The organism is Mycobacterium sp. SA01 (assembly GCF_041287105.1).
Taxonomy (GTDB): Bacteria; Actinomycetota; Actinomycetes; order Mycobacteriales; family Mycobacteriaceae; genus Mycobacterium.
The window spans coordinates 246,472-272,484 of record NZ_JBGGNO010000017.1 but is presented as its reverse complement, the minus strand read 5'-3'; the positions used below and the strand labels follow the sequence as shown (position 1 = coordinate 272,484).

The window sequence follows — 26,013 nt, the reverse complement described above, 5'->3', positions numbered from 1 at the left end:
GCCGCCGGTAGAGTTACACCGCAACATTCGCCGACGTCAGCAGGAGCGCCTGTGGCCCGAGTAGTGGTCAACGTGATGCCCAAAGCCGAGATCCTCGACCCGCAAGGTCAGGCGATCGTCGGCGCACTGGGCCGGCTGGGACACACCGGCATCTCGGATGTCCGCCAGGGCAAGCGATTCGAGCTCGAGGTCGACGATTCGATCAGCGACTCGGCGCTCGCGGAGATCGCCGAATCGCTGCTGGCGAACACCGTGATCGAGGACTGGTCGGTCACCCGGGAACAAGGGTGAGCGCCCGGATCGGGGTCATCACCTTCCCCGGCACGCTCGACGACGTCGACGCCGCCCGCGCCGTGCGGCTCGCCGGCGCCGAGGCGGTAAGCCTCTGGCACGGCGACGCCGACCTCAAGGGCGTCGACGCCGTGGTGGTGCCGGGCGGCTTCTCCTACGGCGACTACCTGCGCTGCGGTGCGATCGCGAAGTTCGCGCCGGTGATGGGCGAGGTGATCACCGCCGCCAAGGCCGGTCTGCCGGTGCTCGGCATCTGCAACGGCTTCCAGGTGCTCTGCGAAGCCGGACTGCTGCCCGGCGCGCTGACCCGCAACGCCGGGCTGCACTTCATCTGCCGCGACGTCTGGCTGCGGGTGGATTCGATCACCAGTGCATGGACGTCGCGGTACGAATCCGGCGCCGAACTGCTGGTCCCGCTGAAGTCCGGCGAGGGCCGCTACGTGGCCGGCGAGGCTGTGCTCGACGAACTCGAAGGCGAAGGCCGGGTGGTGTTCCGCTACGCCGAGAACCTCAACGGCTCGATGCGCGACATCGCCGGGATCAGCTCCGCCAACGGCCGGGTCGTCGGGCTTATGCCGCACCCCGAACACGCCACCGAAGCGCTGACCGGCCCGTCCGACGACGGGCTCGGCATCTTCTACTCCGCGCTGGACGCGGTGCTGGCGGCCAGCTAGGCGGTCAGCGCGACCGACGCCTCAGCGGTGTAGCACAGGAACGTCAGCGTCTCCTCCAGGTACAACTGGACCGTCTCCGCGTCATGGCTCAGGTAGCCGATCGCCACATCGGTGCCCAGCTGCAGGTCGAAATCGCCGCCGCGGGTGCTCAGCAGGAACGCGCCGTCGATCGCGGGCGCCCAGATGATCTCGCCATCCACCAGCCGGTTGAGGTGCTCGCGGATCGGATAGCCGTGCTCGGTGGTCTCGCTGACCTTGGTGTAGGCGTCGGCGGACAGCAGCACCGAGTACGGACCGTCCACACCGGCCAGCCGCAGCTCAGACAGGGCCTGGGCGAAGACGTCGGGGTACTCGCGGGCGTCCTCCGGCAGGGCCAGCGCCGGGTTGGAGCTGCACGTCCGGATGCCGTCGATCGACGCGTCGGCGTACCCCTCGAAGATCGCACGGTCCTCGATGAACGCCAGCTTCTTGGCCGCGGCCTTGACCGGATCCCAGTCCGAGTCCTGCGCGCCGCGCTCCACGTCGTCGATTGCGGTGCGCGACACCGTGAACGGCACCCGCAGCCGAACCAACGGCTTGGATTCCCGAAGGTGCGCCAGCACGCCGTCGGCCGGCGCTGCCACGTCGCGCAGATGACCGGTGCTCACCGCGGCCGTCACCGGACCGCCCGGCTCACTGACGTCGACGACCCGACGACCGGCGATATGCCGCTTGAACGTCCGGCTGGCCTCCAATTCGATTTCGCTCCAAGCCGATTCGGTGATCGGAGCGAGCTCGCGGTAGAGGTTGTTCATCAGGACTGTCCTTTCAGGCTGCCGATCGCCAATGAGCCGTCGGAGGTGGGGGCGGGTGCCGGGGGAGCTGTGTCGACGTCGCCGAAGCCCGGCATCGGCGGCGGATCGTTGAGGAAATCGGTGAGGGGGGTGAAGAACAGGGTGCCGGTGACGGGGGTGGAGAAATCCAGGATCCGGTCGGTGTTCCCGGGCGGGTCGCCGATGAACATGTTCTCCAACATCTTCTCGGTGACGGCCGGGGAGCGCGAATAGCCGATGTAGTACGTGCCGAACTCGGCTTTGCCGATCTCCCCGAACGGCATGTTGTGCCGCAGGATCTTGAGCTCGTTGCCATCGGCGTCCTCGATGACGTTGAGCGCGATGTGGGAGTTGGCCGGCTTCACGTCGTCGTCCATCTCGATGTCCTCGAGTTTGGAACGTCCGATGACGCGTTCCTGTTCGGTCACCGACAGCGATTCCCACGACGCCATGTCGTGCAGGTACTTCTGCACGTGCACGTAACAGCCGCCGGCGAAATCCGGGTCCTCGTCCCCGATTTGGCTGGCGCTCACCGCAACCGGACCGTCCGGATTCTCGGTGCCGTCGACGAAGCCGAGCAGATCGCGGTTGTCGAAGAACTTGAAGCCGTGCACCTCGTCGACGATCGTGATCGCCCCCGCCATCGCCTTGGCGACCCGGCCGGCCAGCTCGAAGCAGACGTCGAGCACCTCGGCGCGGATGTGGAACAACAGGTCACCCGGAGTGGACGGGGCGTGGTGGCGGGCGCCGTGCAGCTCGACGAACGGGTGCAGATCCTTCGGACGCGGCCCGGTGAACAGGCGATCCCACGCCTGCGATCCGATCGACGTCACCATCGAGAGGTGCTTGGACGGATCGCGAAAGCCGATCGCCCGGACGAGCCCGGCGAGGTCGGGCAGCGCGTCGTGCACCGCGGCCTCGCCGCCGTCGTCGATCGTGGCCACCAGGAAGATGGCGGCAGGTGTCAGGGGAGCCAGTACCGGTTGCGGTAGCGGGGTGGGCACCGTCTGACCCTAACGAAAATGACGTCGGCGATGATGGTGATCATGTCCACAGCTGCCAGCGCGCGGGGATTGTGCGAATTCATCGACGCGTCGCCGTCGCCGGTCCACGTCTGCCAGACGGCGGCGCAGCGGCTACGCGACGCGGGCTACACCGAACTGGCCGAAACCGATCGGTGGCCCGACCGGGGCGGCCGGTTCTTCACGGTGCGGGCCGGCTCGCTGGTGGCCTGGAACAGCGAAGGCGACAATCGGCCCTTCCGCATCGTCGGCGGCCACACCGACAGCCCGAACCTGCGCGTCAAACAGCATCCGGACCGGGTGGTGGCCGGCTGGCAGGTGGTCGCGCTCGAACCGTACGGCGGGGCGTGGCTCAACTCGTGGCTGGACCGCGACCTCGGGATCAGCGGGCGGCTCTCGATACGGGACCGCGGCGCCGACGGTGGGGTGTCGCACCGGCTGGTGCGCATCGACGCCCCGATCCTGCGGGTGCCGCAGCTGGCCATCCACCTCGCCGAAGACCGCGCGGCGGTCAAGCTCGATCCGCAACGCCACGTGAACGCGGTCTGGGGGCTGGGTGACACGCCACGGTCGTTCCTGTCCTACGTCGCCGAGCACGCCGGGGTGAACCCGGCAGACCTGTTGTCGGCCGACCTGATGACCCACGACCTGACCCCGTCGGCGCTCATTGGTGCGGATGGCGAGTTCGTCAGCGCACCCAGGCTGGACAATCAGGGCACCTGCTACGCCGGGCTGGAGGCGTTCCTGGCCGCCGAGCCGCACGGTTACCTGCCGGTGCTGGCACTGTTCGACCACGAGGAGGTCGGCTCGACCTCGGATCACGGCGCCCAGTCCGATTTGCTGCCGACCACGCTGGAACGCATCGTGCTGGCCGCCGGTGGTGACCGCGAGGATTTCCTGCGCACGCTCACCGCGTCCATGGTGGCCTCCGGTGACATGGCGCACGCGACCCATCCCAACTACCCCGACCGGCACGAACCCGGTCACCTGATCGCCGTCGACGGCGGCCCGGTGCTCAAGGTGCAACCGAACCTGCGCTACGCCACCGACGGCCGGACCGCGGCCGCGTTCGAACTGGCCTGCCGGCAGGCGGGTGTGCCGCTGCAGCGCTACGAGCACCGCGCCGACCTGCCGTGCGGCTCGACGATCGGGCCCATGACGTCGGCGCGCACCGGCATCCCCACCGTGGACGTCGGGGCGGCCCAGCTGGCCATGCACTCAGCCCGCGAACTGATGGGTGCGGCCGACATCATCGCGTATGCCGCTGCGCTGCAAGCATTTCTGGCACCGCGGTAGCTGCGCTCAGCCGGGGAACTCGGCCGGGTCGTAGCGGATGACGTTCTCCACCACGATGCCGTCGCGGGTGCGCACCCGGTCGATGCCACGGATGCGGAACGGCCCGCCTGGACCTGTCGCCGTTCCGACGTAATGCAGGAACACCAGCTCCTCGTTTGCCGAGTCGCCGGGAACCGTTGCGCTGTCGATCAATTCGAGCCGCAGGTCGGGGTAGGCCGTCAGGAGATCGGCGATCTTCTGGGTGTAGCCGTCGAGGCCCCGAACCGGTTCGGGGTGTCCGGGCCAGTATCCGACGATGTCGTCGGCCAGGATGTCCTGGCCTGCTGACAACTCGGGCGCGGCCCAGAAGGCGGCCCACATCTGCGCGCTGAACGTGTGCGTGGTCTGGATATCGGTCATGGTCGGCCTCCTGCGTCGGGCGCTCGGTGTCGAGCGCGTCACCGCCAGCCTGTCGCTGCCGCTGCGGGCGCTCAATTACCCGCGAGGTCATGCCGGGTCACCCCGGCGCGCGCACGCCGGGTGTCTGCGGAAAGATGCGTTGCTGTGGTGCAGTCGCTGATCGCGCTCTCGGTGGTGCTGGCGGTCTGGGCGCTGCTGGCCCGCCCGATGCAGCGGGGCCGGATCACCGCGCCGATCCTGCTGGTGGTCGTCGGGGCGGGCATCGAGTACGGCACCTACCACGCGGTGGCCGACACCTTGAACTCTCAGGTCGCCCAACACCTTGCGGAACTGATCCTGGCGGTGCTGGTGTTCGTCGACGCCACCGACGTGCGCGGCGGGCTGTTGGGCCGCGACCCGCGCTCGGCGTTGCGGTTGCTGGGTGTCGCGCTGCCGCTCAGCATCGGGCTGGCCTTCGTCCTGGGCTGGTTGCTGCTGCCCGGGGTCACCTGGCCGGTGCTGCTCGTGCTGGCCTGCATCGTGGTGCCGACCGATTTCGCGCCCGCGTCCCGGATCCTGCGCGACGCGCGCATTCCCGAGCGGGTGCGCGACCTGCTCAACGTCGAGGCAGGCTACAAAGACGGAATCATCGCGCCGGTGTTGGTCTTCGCGCTGGCACTGGCGTCGGGTCCCGACGACGAAGAGCCGCCGATGGACGCGCTCGCCGAGGCGCTTCCCGAGATCGGCATCGCCCTGCTCGTCGGCCCGGCCGTCGGGTGGCTACTCGGCAGGCTGGCCAACGCCGCCGACGGGCGCAACCTGATGACCGAGCAGTCCAAGCGGATCATCTACGTCGCCGCGCCGCTGCTGTCCTACTCGCTGAGTGTGGGCCTGGGCGGCAACGGGTTCGTGTCGGCGTTCCTGTGCGGGATGGCGCTGAACTATGTGCGGAAGGTCCGGCGGGCTGGGGGTACCGCCCCGCCGAAGGCTAGGGGGAGAGCGGAGCGACCCGGGGATTTGGCTGAGGACAAGCACCGGGAACTGGAACTCATCGACGACGTGGCCGTGCTGCTGACAGCGTTCATGTGGTTCGTGGTGGCCGGGATCGGTGTGATCGCGCTGATGTCGGGCGGTGTCACGTGGGGCATCGTCGGTTACACGGTCGTCGCCGTGACCATCGTGCGGCTCATCCCGGTGATGTTCGCGCTGCTCGGATCGAGGATGGATTGGCGCGAACGGCTGCTGGTCGGCTGGCTGGGACCCCGGGGGACCACCTCGATCGTCTTCGGTCTGCTGGCGTTCAACGTGCTCGAAGGCGGCATCGAGAAGCAGGTGCTGTTGATCATGGTGCTGGTGGTGTTGAGCAGTGTGGTCGTCCACGGCCTGTCCGCCGCGGGCGTCGCGCACGCCTTCGCCCGCTCCCAGGCGCGACGACGCGGCGCTGCGCAGCTGCGCCACTAGACTGTTTGGCGTGACATCTGGGCTCTCTGGAGCAGTCGACACCGTCGACCACGCGTCAACCACCCCCGAGCACCCGCAGCCGTATCGCGAACTCGGCCTCAAAGACGACGAATATCAGCGGATCCGGGACATCCTCGGCCGCAGGCCCACCGACGCCGAGCTCGCCATGTACTCGGTGATGTGGAGCGAACACTGCTCGTACAAGTCCTCCAAGGTGCACCTGCGCTACTTCGGTGAGACCACCACGGAGGCCATGCGGTCCTCGATGCTGGCCGGTATCGGCGAGAACGCCGGCGTGGTGGACATCGGCGACGGCTGGGCGGTGACGTTCAAGGTCGAGTCGCACAACCACCCGTCCTACGTCGAGCCCTACCAGGGCGCGGCCACCGGTGTCGGCGGCATCGTGCGCGACATCATGGCCATGGGCGCGCGCCCGGTGGCCGTCATGGACCAGCTGCGGTTCGGTGCTGCCGACGCCCCCGACACCCGCCGGGTGCTCGACGGCGTGGTCCGCGGCGTCGGCGGCTACGGCAACTCGCTCGGCCTGCCGAACATCGGCGGCGAGACGGTGTTCGACGCCTCCTACGCAGGCAACCCTCTGGTCAACGCGCTGTGCGTGGGGGTGCTGCGCAAGGAAGATCTACACCTGGCGTTCGCCTCCGGCACCGGCAACAAGATCATCCTGTTCGGTGCGCGCACCGGTCTCGACGGCATCGGCGGGGTGTCGGTGCTGGCGTCGGACACCTTCTCCGGCGACGAGTCCGGCGCGGGCCGCAAGAAACTCCCGAGCGTCCAGGTGGGTGACCCCTTCACCGAGAAGGTGCTCATCGAATGCTGCCTGGAGCTGTACGCCGCCGGTCTGGTGGTCGGGATCCAGGACCTCGGCGGCGCCGGATTGTCCTGTGCGACATCCGAGCTCGCGTCCGCCGGCGACGGCGGCATGCGCATCGAGCTGGACCGGGTGCCGCTGCGGGCCAAGGACATGACCCCGGCTGAGGTGCTGTCCAGCGAGTCGCAGGAACGCATGTGCGCGGTGGTCACCCCGGAGAACGTCGAGGCGTTCCTGGCGGTGTGCCGCAAATGGGATGTGCTGGCCACCGTCATCGGTGAGGTCACCGACGGCGACCGGTTGCAGATCACCTGGCAGGGCGAGACCGTCGTCGACGTGCCGCCGCGGACCGTGGCCCACGAGGGTCCGGTCTACGAGCGCCCGGTGCAACGGCCCGACAGTCAGGACGCGCTGATCGCCGACACGTCGGCCACCCTGCCGCGGCCGCAGACCGGTGACGAACTGCGCGCGACTGTGCTTGCGCTGGTTGGCAGTCCGCATCTGTGCAGCCGGGCGTTCATCACCGAACAGTACGACCGCTACGTGCGCGGTAACACCGTGCTGGCCGAGCACGCCGACGGCGGGGTGCTGCGCATCGACGAAGCCACCGGCCGCGGCATCGCGCTGTCCACCGATGCGTCGGGACGGTACACACAGCTCGATCCGTACACCGGCGCACAGCTGGCGCTGGCCGAGGCCTACCGCAATGTCGCCGTCACCGGGGCGACGCCGGTCGCGGTGACCAACTGCCTCAACTTCGGTTCGCCCGAAGACCCCGGGGTGATGTGGCAGTTCTCTCAGGCTGTCCGCGGGTTGGCGGATGGCTGTGCGGCCCTGGGCATTCCGGTCACCGGCGGCAATGTCAGCTTCTACAACCAGACCGGGGCGACGCCCATCCTGCCCACCCCGGTGGTGGGTGTGCTGGGCGTCCTCGACGACGTGACGCGCCGGTTGCCCACCGGGCTCGGCAACGAGCCGGGGGAGACCCTGCTGCTGCTCGGTGACACCCGCGACGAGTTCGACGGCTCGATCTGGGCGCAGGTCACCGGTGACCACCTCGGCGGTGTGCCGCCACAGGTGGACCTGGAACGGGAGAAGCTGCTCGCCGAGGTGCTGGCGGCCGCGTCCCGCGACGGCCTCGCCTCGGCAGCCCACGACCTCAGTGAAGGCGGGCTCATCCAGGCGGTCATCGAAGCGGCGTTGGCCGGTGAAACCGGTTGCCGCATCGTGCTTCCCGAAGGGGTTGACCCGTTCGTCGCACTGTTCTCGGAGTCCGCTGGCCGTGCCCTGGTCGCCGTGCCACGCACCGAGGAGAGCCGCTTCGTGTCGATGTGCGAGGCCCGCGGGCTGCCGGTCACCCGGATCGGGGTGTCGGACCCCGGCTCGGATTCCGTTGACGTGCAAGGCTTGTTCACCGTGACGCTGGCGGAGCTGCGCGCCACCTCCGAGAAAGTGCTGCCCGGGCTGTTCGGATGACCAGTGCGGTCGACGACGTCACCGGTGAGGCGCAGTCCCCGCAGGGGGCGCAGCGTCGCCGCGAGTCGCTGATCGAGTGGGCGTGGAGCCTGGTCCGGCTGGACTTCGTCGGGGTGGCGGTCGGCGCGCTGTTCTTCTGCCTGTCCCTGACTCCGTCGTTGGTGCCGCGCGACTGGGTACTGTCCGGTGTGATCGGCGGGATCAACGCCGCCATCGGCTACGCCATCGGGGTGCTCGCAGGCAAAGTGGTTCGCCGGCTCTTCCTCAACCACCAGCCGTGGTGGCCGCCGAGTGCGCGGGTCGCCGTCCGCCTCAAGATCGCGACCGTGGTGCTGTCGATCGGTGCCAGCGTGCTGATGCTGGTGCCGGCCGCCGCGTGGCAGCGCCAGATCGCGGCCGTCATGGGTATCGACGGTCCGTCCACGCTGATCTACCTGCGTACGCTGGCCGTCGCGCTGGTTGCCGGTGGGCTGTTCGTCAGCGTCGCGCGGGTGATCAAGGACGCCATCAAGTTCCTCGCGCGGCAGATGATCCGGCGCTGGGACATCAACGACGAGGTCGCGATGTTCATCGGCACCGCGATCGTCGTGGTGCTGGTCATCACCCTCGTCAACGGTGTGCTCTACCGCGGCTTCATCGCCGGTGCCAGTGCGGTGTTGCAGCCGCAGAACGACACCACCCGCCCCGGCGTCGAACAACCTATCCAGCCCGAAAGATCAGGCAGCCCAGCATCATTCGCCGCATGGGACACACTTGGATTCCAGGGCCGCAACTTCGTCGGCACCGGGCCGGATGCCGCCGAGCTCACCGAGCTCAACGGGCGGCCCGCCAAGGAGCCGATCCGGATCTACGCCGGCCTGGAAACGGCGGACACCACCGAGGGCCGGGTGGCTGTGCTGCTCTCGGAGTTACAGCGCACCAAGGCTTTTGAGCGCAAGGTTCTGGTCATCATCCCCACCACCGGCACCGGCTGGGTCGACCCGGTGGCGGCCAGGGCCATCGAGTCGATGTACAACGGCGACACCGCGCTGGTCGCCATGCAGTACTCGTACCTGCCGAGCTGGATCTCGTTCCTGGCCGACCGCGACAAGTCGGTCGAGGCGGGCCGGGCGATGATCAACGGCATCCAACGCCGATGGCTGCAATGGCCGGAGGCCACGCGGCCCAAGCTGATGCTCTACGGCGAGAGCCTGGGGTCGCTGGCCGGACAGGGCGCGTTCGGATACCTGCCCGACGTCGTCGACAAGGGGTTCTCGTCGGTGCTGTGGGTGGGGCCGCCCAACGCCAGCGCCTTGTGGAAAGCGCTGACCGTGCGGCGCGATCCGGGCTCCCCGGAGTACCAACCGCGCTACGACGGCGGGCGCACCGTGCGGTTCGCGCAGGCGGCCGGGCCCGAGCAGATCGCCGGGATCGCGGCATCGCCGACGTGGAAGGGCACCCGGGTGCTCTATCTGCAGCACCCGTCCGACCCGGTGGTGTGGTGGTCACCGCGGCTGCTGTTCACCAGGCCGGACTGGCTGCGGGAGCCGCCGGGCTTCGACCGCAGCCCGGCCATGCAGTGGTACCCGATCGTCACGTTCTGGCAGGTGAGTGCCGATATGGCGGGCAACGTCACCAGCTCGCAGGCGGCGCCGAACGGGCACGGCCACAACTATGGCGACAGCCCGCTCGACGGCTGGGTCGCGGTCGCCGCACCCGACGGCTGGACGCATGCCGACACCGACCGTGTCCGGCGCTCCCTCGACAAGCTCATCGCGGCAGGCGGGCCCGAATTCCAATGATCACCAAGGATTCCGGCGCGCCTGCCGTGCGCGCGATCGTCAGCACCGGGTTGGCGGCGGCCGTCGGCGCGCCGCTGGGGTTGCGCCCGCCGCGACTGTGGTCGGGGCTGAGATCCGGTGCGGTGGTCTTCGGGCTGGTGGTCGCGGCTGTCGCGGCATTGACGAGAGTTCCCCGGGTGCGCCAAGGGATGATCGACCGCACGGTCCCGCCGGATCCCGTCCGCTGGCTGGCACTGGAGATTCCGGTCGCCACGGCCTGGACGGAGGAGATGCTGTTTCGGGGACTGCTCCAGACCGCCGCCGTACGGGCGTTCGGGCCGACGTTCGGCCCGTTGGCGCAAGCGGTCGCCTTCGGGCTCTGGCACATCCCCGACGCCCGGCGGGTCGGCGACCCGGTACTGGGCACCGTGGTGGTGACGGGCGTGGCCGGATGGGTGTTCGGCTGGCTCGCCAGACGGTCGGGAAGCGTGCTGGCGCCGGTGCTCGCACACACGGCGTTCAACGAGTCCGCCGCGGTCGCCGCACTGGTGCTGCAGCGGCGCTAGTCGCCCGTCGTCGGCACGTCCCGGCTGTCCGGCACCAGGTCGTGCGGCTCGGTCTCGGTGTCGTCGATGCCGAAGCTGATGATCCGTTTGGGTGTGATTCGGATGATTGCAGTGTCGATGCCGTCGCCGGGGGAGTCGGTCTCGGCCTGTTCGGCGGTGCCACGGATCTCCAGACACCGCACCCGCCACGGGCTGCGCGAGGCGATGTCGTCGACCACGAACGCAACGGTGTTGTTGGTGGCCAGGTTGCGGAACTTGCGGCTCTTGGCCATGTGGTAGCCGACGACGTCGAGGGTGCCGAGCGCGTCGTTGTAGGAGAAGCCGACCGGACTGTTCTGCAGCGTGCCGTCCGGCGCGATGGTGGCCAGCCTGCCGAGATCCGCCGACTTCAGGTACTCGATTTCGTGCGGTTTGAACGCCATCACACCACGGTAGGACCTCAACTTCGGTTGACGTCAATACCGCATACTCGACTGGTGCCCGCCCGCAGCGCCGACCCCGAAGCCACCGTCGCCGCGGTGCGCGCCGTGGCGGACTGGCTGCGTGACGACAGCGCGGCCGGCCCCGACCGCCAGGCGATCGCCACAGCCGTCCGATTGACCGCCCGCACCCTGGCCACGCTCGCGCCAGGCGCGAGCGTCGAGGTGCGCGTGCCACCTTTTGTTGCGGTGCAATGCATCTCCGGGCCCCGCCACACCCGTGGCACACCCCCCAATGTGGTGGAGGTCGATCCGCGGACGTGGCTGCGGCTGGCAACGGGTCTGCTCGACGTCGGCGAGGCGGCCCGACTGGGCGCGTTGCGGCTGTCGGGATCCCGGGCGGGCGAGGTCGCGGCCTGGCTCCCCATCGTGACACTCACCGACTGAGGCCCCGACACTCGGCGTTCAGTTCCGTGTTTGGAGCCGATGCCCGTAAACTGGCTTACGTCACCAACCTGCGCCAGGGAGCAGCCCATATCGTGACCGAACAAGTGGAGAACGACCCTCGGGAAGAGTGCGGCGTCTTCGGCGTATGGGCTCCAGGCGAGGATGTAGCCAAGCTCACTTATTACGGTCTCTATGCCCTGCAGCACAGGGGTCAGGAAGCCGCAGGCATCGCCGTCGCCGACGGATCGCAGGTCCTGGTGTTCAAGGATCTGGGTCTGGTCAGCCAGGTGTTCGACGAGCAGACGCTGGCCGCCATGCCGGGCCACGTCGCCATCGGCCACTGCCGGTATTCCACCACCGGGTCCACGACCTGGGAAAACGCCCAGCCGGTGTTCCGTAACACCGCGGCGGGCACCGGAATCGCGTTGGGACACAACGGAAACCTGGTCAACACGACCGATCTGGCCGCCCGCGCCCGCGACGCCGGGTTGATCAACCCGAACATGCCGGGTGCGGCGACCACCGACTCCGACATCCTCGGCGCCCTGCTGGCCCACGGCGCGGCGGACTCCACGATCGAGCAGGCCGCCCTGGAACTGCTGCCCAGCGTGCGCGGGGCGTTCTGCCTCACCTTCATGGACGAGAACACGCTCTACGCCGCGCGCGACCCGCACGGCGTGCGCCCGCTGTCGCTGGGCCGGCTCGACCGCGGCTGGGTGGTGGCCTCCGAAACCGCCGCCCTCGACATCGTCGGCGCCTCGTTCGTCCGCGACATCGAGCCCGGTGAGCTGCTGGCCATCGACGCCGACGGGGTGCGCTCCACCCGGTTCGCCAACCCGACCCCCAAGGGTTGCGTGTTCGAGTACGTCTACCTCGCCCGCCCCGACAGTGTCATCGGCGGCCGGTCCGTGCACGCCACCCGCGTCGACATCGGCCGCCGGCTCGCCGCCGAGCAGCCCGTCGACGCCGACCTGGTCATCGGCGTCCCGGAGTCAGGCACACCCGCCGCGGTCGGCTACGCCCAGGGGTCCGGCATCCCGTTCGGCCAGGGGCTGATGAAGAACGCCTATGTCGGGCGCACGTTCATCCAGCCATCGCAGACCATCCGCCAGCTCGGTATCCGGCTCAAGCTCAACCCGCTCAAGGAAGTGATCCGCGGTAAGCGGCTCATCGTCGTCGACGACTCGATCGTCCGCGGCAACACCCAACGCGCGCTGGTGCGGATGCTGCGGGAGGCGGGCGCGGTCGAGGTGCACGTGCGCATCGCGTCGCCGCCGGTGAAGTGGCCGTGCTTCTACGGCATCGACTTCGCCACCCCGGCCGAACTGATCGCCAACGCGGTGGACCATCAGGGCGAGATGCTCGAAGCGGTACGCCACGCGATCGGTGCCGACACCCTGGGCTACATCTCGCAGCAGGGCATGATCGCGGCGACCGAACAGCCCGCGACGCGGCTGTGCTGCGCCTGCTTCGACGGGACCTACCCGATCGAACTGCCCGGCGAGACGGCCCTGGGTAAGAATGTCGTCGAGCACATGCTGGCCACCGCCGCCCGCACCGGGCTTCCGATCCAGCCGGTCTCCGTCGACAACGACAACGTCTCGGCGCTCAGCAGGCCCTGACGCTCACCCGGCGGCCTCGCTGACCTTGCGCAGCTGCGCGCGGAGCGTCGCCGAGTGCAGCGGACGTCCGGCGAGCCAGTAGACCCGGCCCAGCAGCCCGCGCGGATAGAAGATCGCCCGCTGCTCGTATCGGCTGCCGCCCTGCTCGGGTGAAACCCGCATCTCCAGCCACCGCACGCCTGGGCTGCGATCGTCGGCCCGTAGCCGCAGCATCGCACCCTCGTCGCGGCCCTCGACATGCCAGCGCTCCGGAACGCTGTGTTCGACCGCTTCCCACAGCCGCTCCGGGCTGACCTTCGTGCGCCACGACCGGGCGTCGGTGTAGACGATGGCGCCGGCCCAATCCGGGTCGCTGGGCAGCGGTGCGGCGGTGCCGGTGTCCCACGTGGTCTCCACCTCGCCGCGGGCGATCCGGGCCAGGGCGAGGGAAACCGCCCGCCGGTAGGGGGTGAGGCCGGCGGCAGGCCGGTCGATGATGGTGTCGATGTCGTGGTTGGCCATGACGGCGTCGCAGTGCAGGGATTCGACCAGCGGACGGGCCAGACCGGACGGGATGGGCGTCACAAAGCCCACCCACAGTGCGGCGATCCGTGGGGTCAGCACCGGCAGCACGATCATGTGCCGTCGACTCAGTCCCGCCACCTCGGCATAGATCTGCATCATGTCGCCGTACTCCAGGACGTCCGGCCCGCCGATGTCCCAGGCCCGCGACTTCGGCACGTCGGCGGTGGCGGCAGCAGCCAGGTAGTGCAGGACGTCGCGGATCGCGATCGGCTGAATCTTGTTGTGCACCCACTTCGGCGTCGTCATCACCGGCAGCCGGTCGGTGAGGTGACGGATCATCTCGAACGACGCCGATCCGGAGCCCACCACCACGCCGGCCTGCAGCACCACGGTCTCGATGCCCGACGCGATGAGGATCTCACCGACCGTGGTGCGCGACGCCAGATGCGTGGACAGCTCGGCGCCCTCGGGGTGCAGGCCGCTGAGGTAGATGATGCGCTTCACGCCCGCGCTGCGGGCGGCGGTGACGACGTTCTGGGCCGCGCGCCGCTCGTCGGCGGCGAAATCCGCCGACGTGCCCATGGAGTGCACCAGGTAGTAGACGACGTCGACGTCGGTGAACGCCTCGGCGAGCGAGTCGGCGTCGGTGAGGTCACCGCGGGCGATCTCGATCTGGTCGCGCCACGGCACGTTCGCGAGCTTGTCCGGATTTCGTGCCAGCGCGCGGACCGCGAAGCCGTCCTCCAGCAGTCGCGGCACCAGACGGCCGCCGACGTAACCGGTGGCACCGGTCACCAAGCATCGGATCTGCTTCGCCGACATGGATCCTCCGTTCGTCGCCTCCGTAATTCGGAGCCGAGGACCGGTTGGATTGCCACTTATTCGAACGGGCAACCCGGATTCGGTGCATCGACTGCCAGTGGGCTGCCCGCGGGCTTGATGTAGAGCACCCACATGACCACGGGGACCGGGCCCTCATTGCGGCCCTCGTGGATGTACCCGGTGCCGCTGCCCTCGCTGATCGAGTCGCCCGCGTTGTACACACCGTCGACCGAGCAGTCGCCCTTGTAGTGGGTCAACGTGCCCTGCTTGATCACCCCGAACACCTGGCCGGGGTGGTAGTGCCAGCCGGTGGTTCCGCCGGGGGCGATGGTCAGCTCCCGGGTGACGAAGTCCCTGCCGTTGAGAGTTGACTGCACCAGGGTCTCGGCCTCGATGCCCGAGTTGGGCGTCGCCACAGCAGGCGCGGCGAACCACACCGCACTGGTCATCGCGGCGGTCAACGCCACAGGGAAACACCGCACTGGTTTCATCGGGCACCAGAGTGTCACACAATGTCGGAATGGCGTTTCGGGGCTGGCCGATCGAGGCCGTGGAGTTCTACGAGGGCCTGGAGGCCGACAACTCCAAGGTCTACTGGACCCGGCATCGCAGCGTCTACGACCGTCAGGTGAAGGCGCCGATGGAGGAACTGCTCGCCGAGCTGGCCGGTGAGTTCGGCGAGGGCACGCTGTTCCGGCCGCACCGCGACGTGCGGTTCAGCGCCGACAAATCCCCGTACAAGACCAACTGCGCGGCCAGGCTCGGCTCCGGCTACGTGTCGTTCTCGGCTGACGGTCTGTCGGTGGGCAGCGGTCTGTACATGCCCGATGCCGCGGCGCTGGCCCGGTACCGGGCGGCCGTCGACGCCGAGAAGTCCGGCGCCGCGCTGGCCGGGATCGTCGACGCGCTGCACAAGGGCGGCTACGACACGATGGCCCACGATGTTCTCAAGACCGCGCCGAGGGGCTACCCGAAGGATCATCCGCGCATCGAGCTGCTGCGCCACAAGGGCATCGCGATGATGAAGACCTGGCCGGTCGGCGCCTGGCTGGGCACGGCGAAGGCCAGGGATCGGGTGGTCACCACCCTGCGGGCCGGGGCGCCGCTGCGTGACTGGCTGGCCCGGCACGTCGGCTGACGACTGGCCCGTTCCGGCGGCCGACGTCGACCGGTAGCCTTATGCCCGATGACGGATCGCGAGGAAGACAACCTGATCTCCTACGCATCGGCCGGGGTTGATATCGAGGCCGGTGACCGCGCGGTCGAGCTGTTCAAGCCGCTTGCGAAGCGGGCCACCAGGCCCGAGGTGCGGGGCGGACTGGGCGGCTTCGCCGGGCTGTTCGCGCTGCGCGGGGACTACCGGGAGCCGCTGCTGGCCGCGTCGACCGATGGTGTCGGCACCAAGCTCGCCGTGGCGCAGGCGATGGACAAGCACGACACCGTCGGCTTGGACCTGGTCGCGATGGTGGTCGACGACCTCGTGGTGTGCGGCGCCGAACCGCTGTTCCTGCAGGACTACATCGCCGTCGGACGTACCGTTCCGGAGCGCGTCGCCGCGATCGTCTCGGGCATCGCCGAGGGCTGCGTGATCGCCGGATGCGCGTTGCTGGGCGGGGAGACGGCAGAACATCCCGGGCTGATGGAGCCCGACCATTACGACATCTCCGCCACCGGCGTCGGCGTCGTCGAGGCGGACGACGTGCTGGGTCCCGACCGGGTACGCCCCGGCGACGTGATCATCGCGATGGGATCGTCCGGCCTGCACTCCAACGGCTACTCGCTGGCCCGCAAGGTCCTGCTCGAGATCGACCGGATGAACCTCGCCGGCCACGTCGAGGAGTTCGGCCGCACGCTCGGGGAAGAATTGCTCGAGCCCACCAGGATCTACGCCAAGGACTGCCTGGCGCTGGCCGCCGAGACGCAGGTGCGCACGTTCTGCCACGTCACCGGTGGTGGGCTTGCCGCCAACCTCGAACGGGTCATCCCGCACGGTCTGGTCGCCGAACTGGACCGCGGAACCTGGACTCCCGCACCGGTGTTCGCGATGATCGCGCAGCGCGGCCGTATCGACCGCCCGGAGATGGAGAAGACGTTCAACATGGGCGTCGGCATGGTCGCCGTCGTCGCGCCGGAGGACACCGACCGCGCACTGGCGATCCTGACTGCACGCCATCTGAACTGCTGGACACTGGGCACCGTCACCAAGGGCAAGGATGGCCCGAGAGCGAAGCTGGTAGGACTACACCCTCGCTTTTAGGGATCAGGCCCAGCGCGTGTGAACAGGGGGCGGCGGCTCAGCGCCGCCAGCTACCCTCGTCGGCCCACGGGTCCTCGCCGAACCCGTTGTCCACGGTGTCAGGCTCATCCGACTCAGACTCCGACCCGGACAGCTCCTGTTGGAGCCGACTGAAATCGGTCTGTGGGGAGCTGTATTTCAGCTCCCGAGCAACCTTGGTCTGCTTTGCCTTAGCCCGGCCGCGGCCCATGGGGGAACCCCCTCGCGCAATAACGGAGCGGCCCGGGATGCAGGCGGCTCCGATCTGTGTGTTCGTTATTGTCCTGTCCACACCTTACCGTGCCCCGCTGCGATGTGCTGGCAGGCCCGTTCGGCCGTGGGAGAACGTCAGTTCGCGCCGCGGCGCAAACGCTCGACCGCGAGCCGCCCGGCCCCCACGGCATCGGTCGGCGGCAGCGATTCCGGGTCCATCTCGGCGGCCACCTCATGCTCGCCGCCCGTGGTCAGAGCGGTATCGGCCGGAATGCCCCGCTTCACCAGGGCCAGGGCGATCGGCCCCAGATCGACATGGTCGACGACGGTGCCCAGCCGGCCCACGACACGCCCAGCGGCCAGCAGCGGATCACCCGTGACCGGCCGCTCCCCGGATCCGTCGAGATGCACCAGGACCAGCATCCGGGGCGGCTTTCCCAAGTTGTGGACCCGCGCGACGGTCTCCTGGCCGCGATAGCAGCCCTTGTCGAGGTGCACAGCTCCTTGCCCGGGGCCGCCGATCCACCCGACCTCGTGCGGGATCGTGCGCTCGTCGGTGTCCACGCCCAGCCGTGGGCGCTGGCCCGCGACCCGAAGCGCCTCGTACGTCCATACCCCGGCGCGGCGAACGCCGGCCGCGTCCAGCCTGCTCAACCAGGTCGTCACCTCGGCCCGGGGGACCACCAGGTCGAGTTCGATCTGGCCGGCCGCCGCGGGCATCCGGCGCAGGAAACCACCGCCGGCCAGCGGAACGGCCGTCGACTCCGCGGGCAGCTCGTCGACGCCCAGCGCGCCGAGGACCGCCGATTCGGCGAGACGCGGCCCGAGCAGGGAGAGCACAGCCAGGTCGGCGGCCTCGGGTGCGACATCGGCCCAGAACACCATCTTGCGCAGATAGGCCAGCAGCGGTTCACCGCGGCCGCGTTCGGTGTCGAGATAGGTGACGCCACCCAGCTCGGTCTGCACCCAGTGGTCTTCGACACGGCCCTGGCCGTCGAGGCTCAGGTTCTCGGTGGAGGCGCCGTCGGGCAGCTCACTGACGTGCTGGGAGCACAGCGAGTGCAGCCAGCTGCGCCGGTCGGATCCGGTGAGTGTGATGACCGCACGGTGCGAGCGATCGACAACGACGGCATCGTGCTCGGCGCTGCGCTGCTCACCGAACGGGTCGCCGTAGTGCCAGATCACGCCGGCATCGGGGGAGTTGTCAGGTGCGGGGACTGCTGACACACATCAACTCTACGGGGCTGCCACTACGCTCATGCTCCATGCTTGGAATGCCCGGCCGCCCCTCGGTGCTCGTCACTCTCGACGGCGAGGTACGAGATCCGGCGCAGCCGCTGCTGTTCGCCGACGACCTCGCGGCCGTCCGGGGCGACGGCGTGTTCGAAACCCTGCTGGTCCGCGGCGGCCGCGCCTGCCTGGTGGACGCGCATCTGCGCCGGCTCACCCAGTCGGCCAAGATGATGGACCTGCCGGAACCGGACCTGTCGGCCTGGCGGCGGGCCATCGGCATCGCGGTGGGGCAGTGGACGTCGCTGACGGCTGCCGAGGGCGCCCTTCGCCTGGTGTACAGCCGCGGTCGGGAGTCCGGCTCGGATCCGACCGCCTACCTCACGGTCAATCCCGTGCCGGACCGGGTTGCCGCCACCCGCCGCGACGGGATCGCCGCGGTGCTGCTCGACCGCGGGCTGCCGTCCACCGGAGTGGACGCGATGCCGTGGCTGGTGGCGGGTGCCAAGACGCTGTCGTACGCGGTGAACATGGCCGCGCTGCGGCACGCCGCCGACAGGGGCGCCGGTGACGTGATCTTCGTCAGCTCCGACGGGTACCTGCTGGAGGGTCCGCGCTCGACGGTGGTGATCGCCACCGACGACGGCTCGGGGACAACCCTGCTCACGCCGCCGCCGTGGTACCCGATCCTGCGTGGCACCACGCAGCAGGCGCTGTTCGAAGTTGCCCGTGAGAAGGGCTACGACTGCGACTTCCGCGCGCTGCGGCCGTCCGACTTGTATGCCGCACAGGGGGTTTGGCTGGTGTCCAGCATGACACTCGCGGCTCGGGTGCACACTCTCGACGGGCAGCCCCTGCCGCCCACTCGGCTGGCCGCCGAAGTGGCGGCGCTGGTCGATGCCGCGATCGTCTGTGATCGCTGATCGCGAAAATGTGTTGGCACAACCTTTCTGACGCGGGTACTTTCGTCGGTACACAAGAAGGGAGGTGGTCCGGAAAATTGATAGCTTCTAGGACATGTGAGGTGGCTGCCCGCTAGCAGCACCAGGTGCCGGGATTTACCTGCGCTCTGAGCGCGCTGGCGAATTCCAGGCAGCTACCCGGCCCCCGAGCTCTTGGTTAGTCCGACCAAGGAATAACGGCTCGGGGGCCGCTCCTTTTCTCAGGCCTTTTTCTCGGGCCCTTACTTTGGGGCTCTTACTTTGGGGCCCCTCAGCGCTGTTGAGGCGGCGCGGGCGCCAATGACGCGCACGCCTGTAGACCCTTGTCCCACACCGATTGGTCGACACCCGGCGGTGCCGGCGGTGGCCCGCCGGCCGCGCCGGGGTTGGGCTGCCCGCCCGGACCGCCCGGTGGCGGGCCGTCCTGTCCACCAGGGCCGCCCTGCGGTGGTGCGGGCACACCGTTGTCGGTCATGCACTTCGCGAACGGATCATTCGGCCCGGCCGGGTTGCCCGGTGCGGCGTCGCTCGAGGGCGCACCGGCCACCGCGACCCCGATCAGGGCCGCACTCATGGCGCCGATAACCGCGGTGTGCAACGGTCGCAGAGTCATCTCGTCGTCTCCATCTGTAGGGGAAGACCGACCGTATGCACTGTGTGTAGGCGTCGATTAGCCGGCGGCTGTGCGACAGCTGTGAGTGATCGCGCGGGCGGGTGTCGAGGAAAAGCGTTGTCGGCGAGGCGGATTCGTCAGAGATTAGCCGGCCGGGCCCGGCTCGAGCGGCGAGCAGGCTTTCATCGCTTGATCCCAGACGCCGGGGTCGACCCCCGACGGCGGACCCAGGACCGCGGTACCGGCCGAGTCTGGAACGCCGTGCTCGTGCAGGCAACGGGCCAGCGAACCGTGCTCGGCCGGGGCGGGTGTCGTGCTGCTCGGGGGTGTGGTGCCAGGCAGGGGACTGGTGGTGCTCGGCGCCGGGCTGATCGCCGTCGGCTGCGAGGGCGACGGGGCGGGGACGCACCCGGCGAGGAGTGCGGTGGCCGCCGTGGCGACCACCAGTGCAACGCCGCGCATCAGCCGACGTATCGCGTCAGCCGCGCGGACAGGTGCGGAACGAGGCCGCCGTCGGCGTCGACCCGCTCCTCGACATAGGCCAGGTCGCCCTCGACGATCCCGTACAACCGTTTCGCACCGCCGACCAGCACACCGGACTTGCTGCGCGCCAACGCATCGGTCACCAGCTCCCACGACGACTGATTGCGGGGGTGGCCGTAGAACAATTCGACGTAGCCCGCGGAGTGCGCCAGCATCAACTCGATGGCCTGCGACTCACCGGGGTCGGCCGGGTCGGTGACGAATCGCCAGAAGCCGGATTCCCGCAACCCCGGGCCGGCGTACTCACCGGACTCGTCGAGGCGCCAGGACCTGGACTCCCAGTTCAGATATTCACCGCCGTCGTGCGAGACGATGATCTGCTGTCCGAAGTGGTAGTCGCCGTGGGTGCCGCGGCCTTCGCCCTCGCCGCGCCAGACCCCGACCAGCGGCAGCAAGGCCAGCAGTGCGTCGTTGAGGTTGGCGCCCAGGCGCAGATTGGCGGTGTCGGCGGGTACCGGTAGGTCGTCGAAAACCGGGACGTTGCGGACGGCCGTTTCCTTCGCCCGCTCGGCCGCAGCCGCTACGGCGCGATCGGCGGTACCGGAGATGTCCTCGGAACTCACGACTCGTCGGTGATCAGTCGATACAGCGCGTACAACGCGAACCAGGTGATCAACACAACCGTCGCGACCAGCAGGATCTCGTAGAAAAGAACCACGGTGACAGTCTATCTGGGGCCCGGGCGGAGGTGCCGCCCGAGCCCGTCCCCACACGTCTTACGCGACTTTGATGTCGACTTCGTGGATCCCGGCGCCGGTCGGCGCCACGGTGGCGTCGCCGTTGCCGACCTTGGACAGCGCACGCACTGTCCAGGTGCCCGGTGCCGCGAAGAACCGGAAATCACCGGTCGCCGAGGCCACCACCTCGGCGGTGAACTCGTCGCTCGAGTCCAGCAGACGCACGAAGGCGCCGCCCACCGTCTGACCCGAGTCGTCCACCACGCGGCCCGTGATCACGGTCTCCTTCTCGAGGTCGACACCGGCGGGCAGAGTCTGTCCTTGTTTAGGTGCAGAGCACATGATCAACTTCCCAACTCGATCGGGGCTCCCACCAGGGAGCCATATTCGGTCCAACTACCGTCGTAGTTCTTGACGTTCTTGTGCCCCAACAGTTCTTGCAGCACGAACCAGGTGTGCGACGACCGCTCGCCGATTCGGCAGTAGGCGATCGTCTCCTTCTCGCCGTCCAGGCCGGCCGCGGCGTAGAGCTTGGCCAATTCCTCGTCGGACTTGAAGGTGCCGTCTTCGTTCGCAGCCCTGCTCCACGGAACGTTGATGGCGCCGGGGATATGCCCGGGGCGCTGGCTCTGTTCCTGCGGCAGGTGAGCAGGCGCGAGGATCTTGCCGGAGAACTCGTCCGGGGAGCGGACGTCCACCAAGTTCTTTATGTTGATCGCGGCGATCACCTCGTCGCGGAACGCGCGGATCGTGTTGTCCGGGGTCTTTGCCGCGTACGACGTGGCGGGCCGCTCGGGCACCTCGGTCACCAGGGGGCGTCCGTCGAGTTCCCACTTCTTGCGGCCGCCGTCGAGCAGCTTGACGTTCTCGTGGCCGTACAGCTTGAAGTACCAATACGCGTACGCGGCGAACCAGTTGTTGTTGCCGCCGTACAGGATCACAGTGTCGTCGTTGCTGATTCCCTTGTCCGACAACAACTTCGAGAACTGTTCCTGGTCGACGAAGTCACGCTTGACCTGGTCCTGCAATTCGGTCTTCCAGTCCAGCCTGACGGCGCCGGCGATGTGGCCGTCTTCGTAAGCCGAGGTGTCCTCGTCGACCTCGACGAAGACGACGTTCGGCGCGTCGAGATTGCTCTCGGCCCAGTCGGTGGAGACCAGGACGTCGGAGCGTGCCATGAAGTAGTTCCTTTCGGTTGCGTGTCTAGAAAAGCTCAGGTGCTGGCCGGCGTCCGCAGCCTGGCCACGAGGGGATAGATCTGGCAGCCCAGGCAGATGCCGAAGGCTGCGTTGAGGAAAGCGGCGAACAGGGCGAAAGCGGTGGCGACGGTGCCGAGCAGCGGTGCTCCCAGAGCGAAGCCGGCGACGCCGGCGACGGCGAATATCAACCCCACGAACTGCGCGAACTTCAACGGCGGCACCGGCTCCCGCTCGGAGACGGGACTCAGCCGCGGTGCGACGAGGTTGGCGAAGATCACTCCGTAGGGGTGCCGACGCGGCCCGCGCAGCGCCCCGATCGCGAACACCACGGCCTGCAGTCCGAGCAGCACACTCGCCGCAACGGTGCTGAAGCCCGAGACGACGAGAACCGCGACCAGCACGGCCGTGGTGACCCACGCCGCAAAGCGGGGCCCGCGGACATCCACCTGGGCGACGGCGGGGGTGCTGGTGATGCTTGTCGACATGGTTTCTTCTCCTGTTGCTGATCGGGCTGGGCGGAGACGAGCCGCAAACGGCCGCTCCAGAGTGGCGGCGCGAAAGAAGGGCGCGGCGACTCAGCAGCTACAGCAACAACAGCAACAACCCGCAACGCGGCACAGATCGACTGCGCGGCGCTTGGTGAGCGCTAGCTCAAGGCGGGTCGACACGCGAGTCATGGTACCCAATGACCGGGCTCTCAGGCCAACAGAGGCTCGAGGGCTGCGCGCAGGTCAGCGGCCTTGGGGACCCCCGCCGTGCGGTACCGCTGCCGGCCGTCGGCGTCGAAGATGAACGTGGTCGGCAGCGACAGCACCGAAAGCTTGCGTGCGGCAGCCGGATCGGCATCCATGTCGATCTCGACGTGGGCGACGTCACGAAGGTCGGCGCAGACCTGGTTGACCACGCGTCGCACCCCTGCGCAGGGTCCGCACCACACTGCGCTGAAATGCACGACCGTCGGGCCGGTCCGGGATAAACCCAGGTCGCTGACGTCGACGTCGTGCGATTCGGCCTCGCGCACAACTCCGGATCGCCGGTTATGCAGCACGCCTGCGACGATCGCCACCCCCAACGCGGCGGCAATGGCGACGATCGCGGTGATCACAGCGGGGCTCATGACTGTGTGAACCCATCGAGCCGGATGGTTACTCCCTCGGCGATGCCTTCGATGATGATGTCCGAGCCGCGAGCACCCTCGGTGGTCGGACGCACCCCGAACGGCAGCTTCTGGCTGGGCAGGCTGCCGCTGAACGCCGCGAGCACCGCTGCCTTCTTGTCGTCGGGGACCGGCTGGTCAGCGGTGCCGGGACCGGTCTGCACATCCGTCGCGGTGAAAATCAGCGTGGTCTGCTCCGGGCCGGCCACCGACAGGTCGACGGCAACGCTGACCGGCTTGTCGAAGCCGGCTTTCTTCGGCGTCCCGGTGAAGACCAGGCCCTTGCTACCGGAGATACCCGACTCGGTGGTCCCGCCGGTGGCGTCGTTGGTCTCCTTCGACGGGGCCTCAACCATCAGGTCGGTGATCCCGACGAACCGGCCGAGGTGGAGGGAGTCGATGATGATGCGGCTCTCGAGCTTGCCGACCGGCAGGTCCGCATCCGGTCTGATCAGCCACGATGCCTGGGTGAGGTCGATGTTGTGCAGGGTGGCCTCCAGTGCGGCCTTGCCGACCACGGGATGGCGCACTCCGTTGGCCTTGATCTCGATCTCGTCGAAGTGGTGGTGCATGGCCTGGCGGATGAACGGAAAGCCCAGGATGGCCACCGACGGGTCGAACGACAACCCGGCGGCGCTGCGAACGGTGCGCGCCAGCCGGTACTCGGCGTAGATCGTCGCCCCGAAATCGACGCCGACCGCCCCGACGACCACGGCGAGCAGCGTGGCACCGAGAGTGATCAGGAGCTTTCGCACCTGCACATTCTGGCGTACAACCGGTGCGCAACCGCCGCCGCGCACCCCCTCGACAGCAGAGGAAGTCGTTCAAATCAGCTAAATAGCAGGTAGCGGGTTAAAGTTAGATGACCCATGGCCGGGTAACGGCCATATGTCGCCCATGAGTCTGGTGGGTCACCGCGACGGCGCTGTCGACGATGAGTATCCGGGGCATTGGAGAGTTTGTTGGACCTGCTACTTCTCACCGTCGACCCGCACCCAGAATCGGTGCTGCCGTCGCTGGCGCTGCTCGCGCACAATGTGCGGTCGGCGCCCACCGAAGTCTCGTCGCTGCTGGAGGCGGGCTCGGCGGATATCGCGATCGTCGACGCGCGCACCGACCTGGCGGCCGCCCGTGGCCTGTGTCGCCTGCTCGGGACAACCGGGACGTCCGTGCCGGTGGTGGCCGTCGTCAACGAGGGCGGCCTGGTCGCCGTCAACATGGACTGGGGTCTGGACGAGATCCTGCTGCCCAGCACCGGGCCCGCGGAGATCGACGCCCGGCTGCGTCTCCTGGTCGGCCGGCGCGGCGGCGTGGCCACCCAAGAGAGCGCGGGCAAGGTCAGCCTCGGGGAACTGGTCATCGATGAAGGCACCTATACCGCGCGGTTGCGCGGTCGCCCGCTGGACCTCACCTACAAGGAATTCGAACTCCTGAAGTATCTGGCGCAGCACGCCGGCCGGGTGTTCACCCGCGCGCAGCTGCTCCAGGAGGTGTGGGGCTACGACTTCTTCGGCGGCACCCGCACGGTCGACGTCCACGTGCGACGTCTGCGCGCCAAACTCGGACCCGAATACGAATCGCTGATCGGAACGGTCCGCAACGTCGGCTACAAAGCGGTCCGTCCGGCCAGGGGGCGTCCGGCGCCCGTCGACTCGGACTTCACCGAGGACGACGACGAGGACGCATTCGACGACGGCGAGGACATCGCGGATTCGATGAGCGTGCGATCGGTGTCGCAGCCGCTGCGCAGTCAGTGAGCGCCCCGCATTGGCGCACCGCCCTGACCCCGGCCGAGCAGGAGCAGGTGCGCGCCATGATCGAGGCCGCCACCCGAACTGACGGGGTCGCGCCGGTCGGCGAGCAGGTCCTGCGCGAGCTGCCACAGTCCCGCACCCGGCACCTGGTCGCCACCGACGGCGACGACGTGGTCGGCTACCTCAACCTGACGCCGGGACGCGACGACGCCGAGGCGATGGGTGAGCTCGTCGTGGCACCGCAGGCCCGACGGCGCGGTATCGGCTCAGCGCTGCTCGGGGCCGCCGTGGACGCCGCCGACGGCGCCGTGCGGTTCTGGGCGCACGGCACCCTGCCCGCGGCCCGGGCGGTGGCCGACGCGCTCGGAATGACGGTGGCCCGCGAGCTCATGCAGATGCGCCGCGCACTCCGGGACATCCCTGAAGTTGTTGTGCCCAAAGGTATTCGGATTCGCACCTACGCCGGCCCGGCCGATGACGCCGAACTGCTGCGGGTGAACAACGCCGCCTTCTCCTGGCATCCCGAACAAGGTGGCTGGGGTTCAGCAGATCTCGACGAACGGCGCCGTGAATCGTGGTTCGATCCGGCGGGTCTGTTCCTTGCCTTCGACGACGCCACCGACCAGTTGCTCGGTTTTCACTGGACGAAAGTGCACGCCGACCATCCCGGGCTGGGCGAGGTCTACGTGGTCGGTGTGGACCCCGCCGCGCAGGGCCGCGGACTGGGCCGTCTGCTCACCCTGGTGGGCATCGAGCATCTGGCCCGCGTGCTGGGCTCACACCAGGAGCCCGAAGTCCTGCTCTACGTCGAAGCCGACAACGCTGCCGCGGTCAACACCTACGAACGGCTCGGATTTGCTGTCTCGAACATCGACACCGCTTACCAAGTTGCCGGAAGAGCAAATATTGACCGTGGCGGTAGTCACAGCTAGTTAGCGGCTGCCCGCAATGCGTCGTTCATCAACCTGTTCACCTTCCGTTCATATTCCGGGTGGGTTCCGTCCACTACCAACGCCTAACTTCCGGGGTGATG

General features: G+C 68.6%; 31 protein-coding genes. 14 read left to right on the top strand and 17 right to left on the bottom strand.

What is annotated here, in order from left to right; translation table 11 throughout:
• Positions 1-51 precede the first annotated feature (51 nt).
• Complete coding sequence (purS, locus tag AB4879_RS11465; RefSeq protein WP_102808192.1) at positions 52-291, top strand: phosphoribosylformylglycinamidine synthase subunit PurS; 240 nt, start codon at positions 52-54, stop codon at positions 289-291.
• The gene (gene purQ, locus AB4879_RS11460) at positions 288-965 is read left to right on the top strand and encodes a phosphoribosylformylglycinamidine synthase subunit PurQ (RefSeq protein WP_370507672.1); all 678 of its coding nucleotides are present in this window, start codon (positions 288-290) and stop codon (positions 963-965) included. The genes purS and purQ overlap by 4 nt, the downstream gene beginning before the upstream one ends.
• Here the strand turns inward: purQ and AB4879_RS11455 are convergent.
• Both AB4879_RS11455 and AB4879_RS11450 read right to left on the bottom strand, forming a co-directional pair.
• Positions 962-1,759 (bottom strand): family 1 encapsulin nanocompartment shell protein, encoded by a 798-nt coding sequence (locus AB4879_RS11455; protein ID WP_102808194.1) that lies wholly within the window; start codon positions 1,757-1,759, stop codon positions 962-964. The genes purQ and AB4879_RS11455 overlap by 4 nt on opposite strands.
• Positions 1,759-2,781, bottom strand: coding sequence for a Dyp-type peroxidase (locus AB4879_RS11450; protein WP_370507671.1), 1,023 nt, complete (start codon positions 2,779-2,781; stop codon positions 1,759-1,761). Before AB4879_RS11450 ends, AB4879_RS11455 begins: the two co-directional genes overlap by 1 nt.
• 42 nt (positions 2,782-2,823) lie before the next feature.
• Between AB4879_RS11450 and AB4879_RS11445 the strand changes: the two genes are divergently transcribed.
• Positions 2,824-4,095, top strand: a complete 1,272-nt coding sequence (locus tag AB4879_RS11445) for a M18 family aminopeptidase (RefSeq protein WP_370507888.1) — start codon at positions 2,824-2,826, stop codon at positions 4,093-4,095.
• Between the two features lie 6 nt (positions 4,096-4,101).
• Here the strand turns inward: AB4879_RS11445 and AB4879_RS11440 are convergent, their stop codons facing one another.
• Entirely contained in the window at positions 4,102-4,494 is a 393-nt protein-coding gene (locus AB4879_RS11440; RefSeq protein WP_370507670.1) for a nuclear transport factor 2 family protein, read from the bottom strand.
• A gap of 144 nt (positions 4,495-4,638) precedes the next feature.
• Here AB4879_RS11440 and AB4879_RS11435 point away from each other — a divergent pair, with 144 nt between their 5' ends.
• The 4 genes from AB4879_RS11435 to AB4879_RS11420 are packed head-to-tail and all read left to right on the top strand — an operon-like array spanning position 4,639 to position 10,565.
• Positions 4,639-5,934: a cation:proton antiporter gene (locus tag AB4879_RS11435; RefSeq protein WP_370507669.1), complete on the top strand. Its 1,296-nt coding sequence runs from the start codon at positions 4,639-4,641 to the stop codon at positions 5,932-5,934.
• Between the two features lie 10 nt (positions 5,935-5,944).
• Complete coding sequence (gene purL, locus AB4879_RS11430) at positions 5,945-8,239, top strand: phosphoribosylformylglycinamidine synthase subunit PurL (protein ID WP_370507668.1); 2,295 nt, start codon at positions 5,945-5,947, stop codon at positions 8,237-8,239.
• The gene (locus AB4879_RS11425) at positions 8,236-10,020 is read left to right on the top strand and encodes an alpha/beta hydrolase (protein WP_370507667.1); all 1,785 of its coding nucleotides are present in this window, start codon (positions 8,236-8,238) and stop codon (positions 10,018-10,020) included. The genes purL and AB4879_RS11425 overlap by 4 nt, the downstream gene beginning before the upstream one ends.
• Positions 10,017-10,565, top strand: coding sequence for a lysostaphin resistance A-like protein (locus tag AB4879_RS11420; RefSeq protein ID WP_370507666.1), 549 nt, complete (start codon positions 10,017-10,019; stop codon positions 10,563-10,565). The genes AB4879_RS11425 and AB4879_RS11420 overlap by 4 nt, the downstream gene beginning before the upstream one ends.
• Here the strand turns inward: AB4879_RS11420 and AB4879_RS11415 are convergent.
• Positions 10,562-10,987 carry a PPOX class F420-dependent oxidoreductase gene (locus AB4879_RS11415; protein ID WP_370507665.1) on the bottom strand — a complete coding sequence of 142 codons (426 nt, stop codon included), beginning with the start codon at positions 10,985-10,987 and terminating at the stop codon, positions 10,562-10,564. The two genes, AB4879_RS11420 and AB4879_RS11415, sit on opposite strands and share 4 nt — an antisense overlap.
• Positions 10,988-11,038: 51 nt before the next feature.
• Between AB4879_RS11415 and AB4879_RS11410 the strand changes: the two genes are divergently transcribed.
• Both AB4879_RS11410 and purF read left to right on the top strand, forming a co-directional pair.
• Positions 11,039-11,431: a sterol carrier family protein gene (locus tag AB4879_RS11410; RefSeq protein WP_102808287.1), complete on the top strand. Its 393-nt coding sequence runs from the start codon at positions 11,039-11,041 to the stop codon at positions 11,429-11,431.
• An 89-nt stretch (positions 11,432-11,520) separates the two neighbouring features.
• Complete coding sequence (gene purF, locus AB4879_RS11405; protein WP_102808288.1) at positions 11,521-13,053, top strand: amidophosphoribosyltransferase; 1,533 nt, start codon at positions 11,521-11,523, stop codon at positions 13,051-13,053.
• Positions 13,054-13,056: 3 nt separating this feature from the next.
• On the opposite strand, the gene AB4879_RS11400 is transcribed toward purF, so the two are convergent.
• On the bottom strand, positions 13,057-14,379 hold the full coding sequence (locus AB4879_RS11400; protein WP_370507664.1) for a DUF2867 domain-containing protein: 1,323 nt from the start codon (positions 14,377-14,379) through the stop codon (positions 13,057-13,059).
• Between the two features lie 56 nt (positions 14,380-14,435).
• Complete coding sequence (locus tag AB4879_RS11395; RefSeq protein WP_370507663.1) at positions 14,436-14,870, bottom strand: cupin domain-containing protein; 435 nt, start codon at positions 14,868-14,870, stop codon at positions 14,436-14,438.
• Positions 14,871-14,899: 29 nt separating this feature from the next.
• Here AB4879_RS11395 and AB4879_RS11390 point away from each other — a divergent pair, with 29 nt between their 5' ends.
• Complete coding sequence (locus AB4879_RS11390; RefSeq protein ID WP_370507662.1) at positions 14,900-15,517, top strand: DUF2461 domain-containing protein; 618 nt, start codon at positions 14,900-14,902, stop codon at positions 15,515-15,517.
• A gap of 48 nt (positions 15,518-15,565) precedes the next feature.
• Positions 15,566-16,636 carry a phosphoribosylformylglycinamidine cyclo-ligase gene (gene purM, locus AB4879_RS11385; protein ID WP_083118618.1) on the top strand — a complete coding sequence of 357 codons (1,071 nt, stop codon included), beginning with the start codon at positions 15,566-15,568 and terminating at the stop codon, positions 16,634-16,636.
• A gap of 37 nt (positions 16,637-16,673) precedes the next feature.
• On the opposite strand, the gene AB4879_RS11380 is transcribed toward purM, so the two are convergent.
• Both AB4879_RS11380 and AB4879_RS11375 read right to left on the bottom strand, forming a co-directional pair.
• Positions 16,674-16,865: a DUF3073 domain-containing protein gene (locus AB4879_RS11380; protein WP_102808205.1), complete on the bottom strand. Its 192-nt coding sequence runs from the start codon at positions 16,863-16,865 to the stop codon at positions 16,674-16,676.
• A gap of 137 nt (positions 16,866-17,002) precedes the next feature.
• On the bottom strand, positions 17,003-18,094 hold the full coding sequence (locus AB4879_RS11375) for a folate-binding protein YgfZ (protein WP_102808206.1): 1,092 nt from the start codon (positions 18,092-18,094) through the stop codon (positions 17,003-17,005).
• Positions 18,095-18,159: 65 nt separating this feature from the next.
• On the opposite strand from AB4879_RS11375, the gene AB4879_RS11370 reads away from it, so the two are divergent.
• Positions 18,160-19,020, top strand: a complete 861-nt coding sequence (locus tag AB4879_RS11370) for an aminodeoxychorismate lyase (protein ID WP_370507887.1) — start codon at positions 18,160-18,162, stop codon at positions 19,018-19,020.
• Positions 19,021-19,309: 289 nt separating this feature from the next.
• Here the strand turns inward: AB4879_RS11370 and AB4879_RS11365 are convergent, their stop codons facing one another.
• The 9 genes from AB4879_RS11365 to lmeA form a co-directional block, all read right to left on the bottom strand.
• A complete protein-coding gene (locus tag AB4879_RS11365; protein ID WP_370507661.1) occupies positions 19,310-19,651 on the bottom strand; it encodes a hypothetical protein in 342 nt (113 codons plus the stop codon).
• 144 nt (positions 19,652-19,795) lie between these two features.
• The gene (locus AB4879_RS11360; protein WP_102808208.1) at positions 19,796-20,113 is read right to left on the bottom strand and encodes a hypothetical protein; all 318 of its coding nucleotides are present in this window, start codon (positions 20,111-20,113) and stop codon (positions 19,796-19,798) included.
• Positions 20,113-20,757 carry an FABP family protein gene (locus AB4879_RS11355; RefSeq protein ID WP_102808209.1) on the bottom strand — a complete coding sequence of 215 codons (645 nt, stop codon included), beginning with the start codon at positions 20,755-20,757 and terminating at the stop codon, positions 20,113-20,115. The genes AB4879_RS11360 and AB4879_RS11355 overlap by 1 nt, the downstream gene beginning before the upstream one ends.
• 153 nt (positions 20,758-20,910) lie before the next feature.
• A complete protein-coding gene (locus tag AB4879_RS11350; protein WP_083118612.1) occupies positions 20,911-21,213 on the bottom strand; it encodes a DUF1416 domain-containing protein in 303 nt (100 codons plus the stop codon).
• 2 nt (positions 21,214-21,215) lie between these two features.
• Positions 21,216-22,049 carry a sulfurtransferase gene (locus AB4879_RS11345; protein WP_102808210.1) on the bottom strand — a complete coding sequence of 278 codons (834 nt, stop codon included), beginning with the start codon at positions 22,047-22,049 and terminating at the stop codon, positions 21,216-21,218.
• A 35-nt stretch (positions 22,050-22,084) separates the two neighbouring features.
• Positions 22,085-22,555, bottom strand: coding sequence for a DUF4395 domain-containing protein (locus tag AB4879_RS11340; RefSeq protein WP_370507660.1), 471 nt, complete (start codon positions 22,553-22,555; stop codon positions 22,085-22,087).
• A gap of 90 nt (positions 22,556-22,645) precedes the next feature.
• A complete protein-coding gene (locus AB4879_RS11335; RefSeq protein ID WP_353616982.1) occupies positions 22,646-22,747 on the bottom strand; it encodes an Ms5788A family Cys-rich leader peptide in 102 nt (33 codons plus the stop codon).
• A 20-nt stretch (positions 22,748-22,767) separates the two neighbouring features.
• Entirely contained in the window at positions 22,768-23,187 is a 420-nt protein-coding gene (locus AB4879_RS11330; RefSeq protein WP_370507659.1) for a TlpA family protein disulfide reductase, read from the bottom strand.
• Complete coding sequence (lmeA, locus tag AB4879_RS11325; RefSeq protein WP_102808290.1) at positions 23,184-23,987, bottom strand: mannan chain length control protein LmeA; 804 nt, start codon at positions 23,985-23,987, stop codon at positions 23,184-23,186. Before lmeA ends, AB4879_RS11330 begins: the two co-directional genes overlap by 4 nt.
• Positions 23,988-24,185: 198 nt before the next feature.
• Between lmeA and AB4879_RS11320 the strand changes: the two genes are divergently transcribed.
• Together AB4879_RS11320 and mshD are read left to right on the top strand one after the other, a co-directional pair.
• Positions 24,186-24,983, top strand: a complete 798-nt coding sequence (locus tag AB4879_RS11320) for a response regulator transcription factor (RefSeq protein WP_199189938.1) — start codon at positions 24,186-24,188, stop codon at positions 24,981-24,983.
• Positions 24,980-25,912 carry a mycothiol synthase gene (gene mshD / locus AB4879_RS11315; RefSeq protein WP_370507658.1) on the top strand — a complete coding sequence of 311 codons (933 nt, stop codon included), beginning with the start codon at positions 24,980-24,982 and terminating at the stop codon, positions 25,910-25,912. Before AB4879_RS11320 ends, mshD begins: the two co-directional genes overlap by 4 nt.
• The last annotated feature ends 101 nt before the right edge of the window (positions 25,913-26,013 follow it).

What these genes read in the sequence shown, in the direction of transcription:
- AB4879_RS11455 (WP_102808194.1), bottom strand. Translation starts at nt 1,759, where the DNA reads ATGAACAACCTCTACCGCGAGCTCGCTCCGATCACCGAATCGGCTTGG.
- AB4879_RS11445 (WP_370507888.1), top strand. Translation starts at nt 2,824, where the DNA reads ATGTCCACAGCTGCCAGCGCGCGGGGATTGTGCGAATTCATCGACGCG.
- AB4879_RS11440 (WP_370507670.1), bottom strand. Translation starts at nt 4,494, where the DNA reads ATGACCGATATCCAGACCACGCACACGTTCAGCGCGCAGATGTGGGCC.
- AB4879_RS11425 (WP_370507667.1), top strand. Translation starts at nt 8,236, where the DNA reads ATGACCAGTGCGGTCGACGACGTCACCGGTGAGGCGCAGTCCCCGCAG.
- AB4879_RS11420 (WP_370507666.1), top strand. Translation starts at nt 10,017, where the DNA reads ATGATCACCAAGGATTCCGGCGCGCCTGCCGTGCGCGCGATCGTCAGC.
- AB4879_RS11415 (WP_370507665.1), bottom strand. Translation starts at nt 10,987, where the DNA reads ATGGCGTTCAAACCGCACGAAATCGAGTACCTGAAGTCGGCGGATCTC.
- AB4879_RS11400 (WP_370507664.1), bottom strand. Translation starts at nt 14,379, where the DNA reads ATGTCGGCGAAGCAGATCCGATGCTTGGTGACCGGTGCCACCGGTTAC.
- AB4879_RS11395 (WP_370507663.1), bottom strand. Translation starts at nt 14,870, where the DNA reads ATGAAACCAGTGCGGTGTTTCCCTGTGGCGTTGACCGCCGCGATGACC.
- AB4879_RS11390 (WP_370507662.1), top strand. Translation starts at nt 14,900, where the DNA reads ATGGCGTTTCGGGGCTGGCCGATCGAGGCCGTGGAGTTCTACGAGGGC.
- purM (WP_083118618.1), top strand. Translation starts at nt 15,566, where the DNA reads ATGACGGATCGCGAGGAAGACAACCTGATCTCCTACGCATCGGCCGGG.
- AB4879_RS11380 (WP_102808205.1), bottom strand. Translation starts at nt 16,865, where the DNA reads ATGGGCCGCGGCCGGGCTAAGGCAAAGCAGACCAAGGTTGCTCGGGAG.
- AB4879_RS11365 (WP_370507661.1), bottom strand. Translation starts at nt 19,651, where the DNA reads ATGACTCTGCGACCGTTGCACACCGCGGTTATCGGCGCCATGAGTGCG.
- AB4879_RS11360 (WP_102808208.1), bottom strand. Translation starts at nt 20,113, where the DNA reads ATGCGCGGCGTTGCACTGGTGGTCGCCACGGCGGCCACCGCACTCCTC.
- AB4879_RS11350 (WP_083118612.1), bottom strand. Translation starts at nt 21,213, where the DNA reads ATGTGCTCTGCACCTAAACAAGGACAGACTCTGCCCGCCGGTGTCGAC.
- AB4879_RS11345 (WP_102808210.1), bottom strand. Translation starts at nt 22,049, where the DNA reads ATGGCACGCTCCGACGTCCTGGTCTCCACCGACTGGGCCGAGAGCAAT.
- AB4879_RS11340 (WP_370507660.1), bottom strand. Translation starts at nt 22,555, where the DNA reads ATGTCGACAAGCATCACCAGCACCCCCGCCGTCGCCCAGGTGGATGTC.
- AB4879_RS11335 (WP_353616982.1), bottom strand. Translation starts at nt 22,747, where the DNA reads ATGACTCGCGTGTCGACCCGCCTTGAGCTAGCGCTCACCAAGCGCCGC.
- AB4879_RS11330 (WP_370507659.1), bottom strand. Translation starts at nt 23,187, where the DNA reads ATGAGCCCCGCTGTGATCACCGCGATCGTCGCCATTGCCGCCGCGTTG.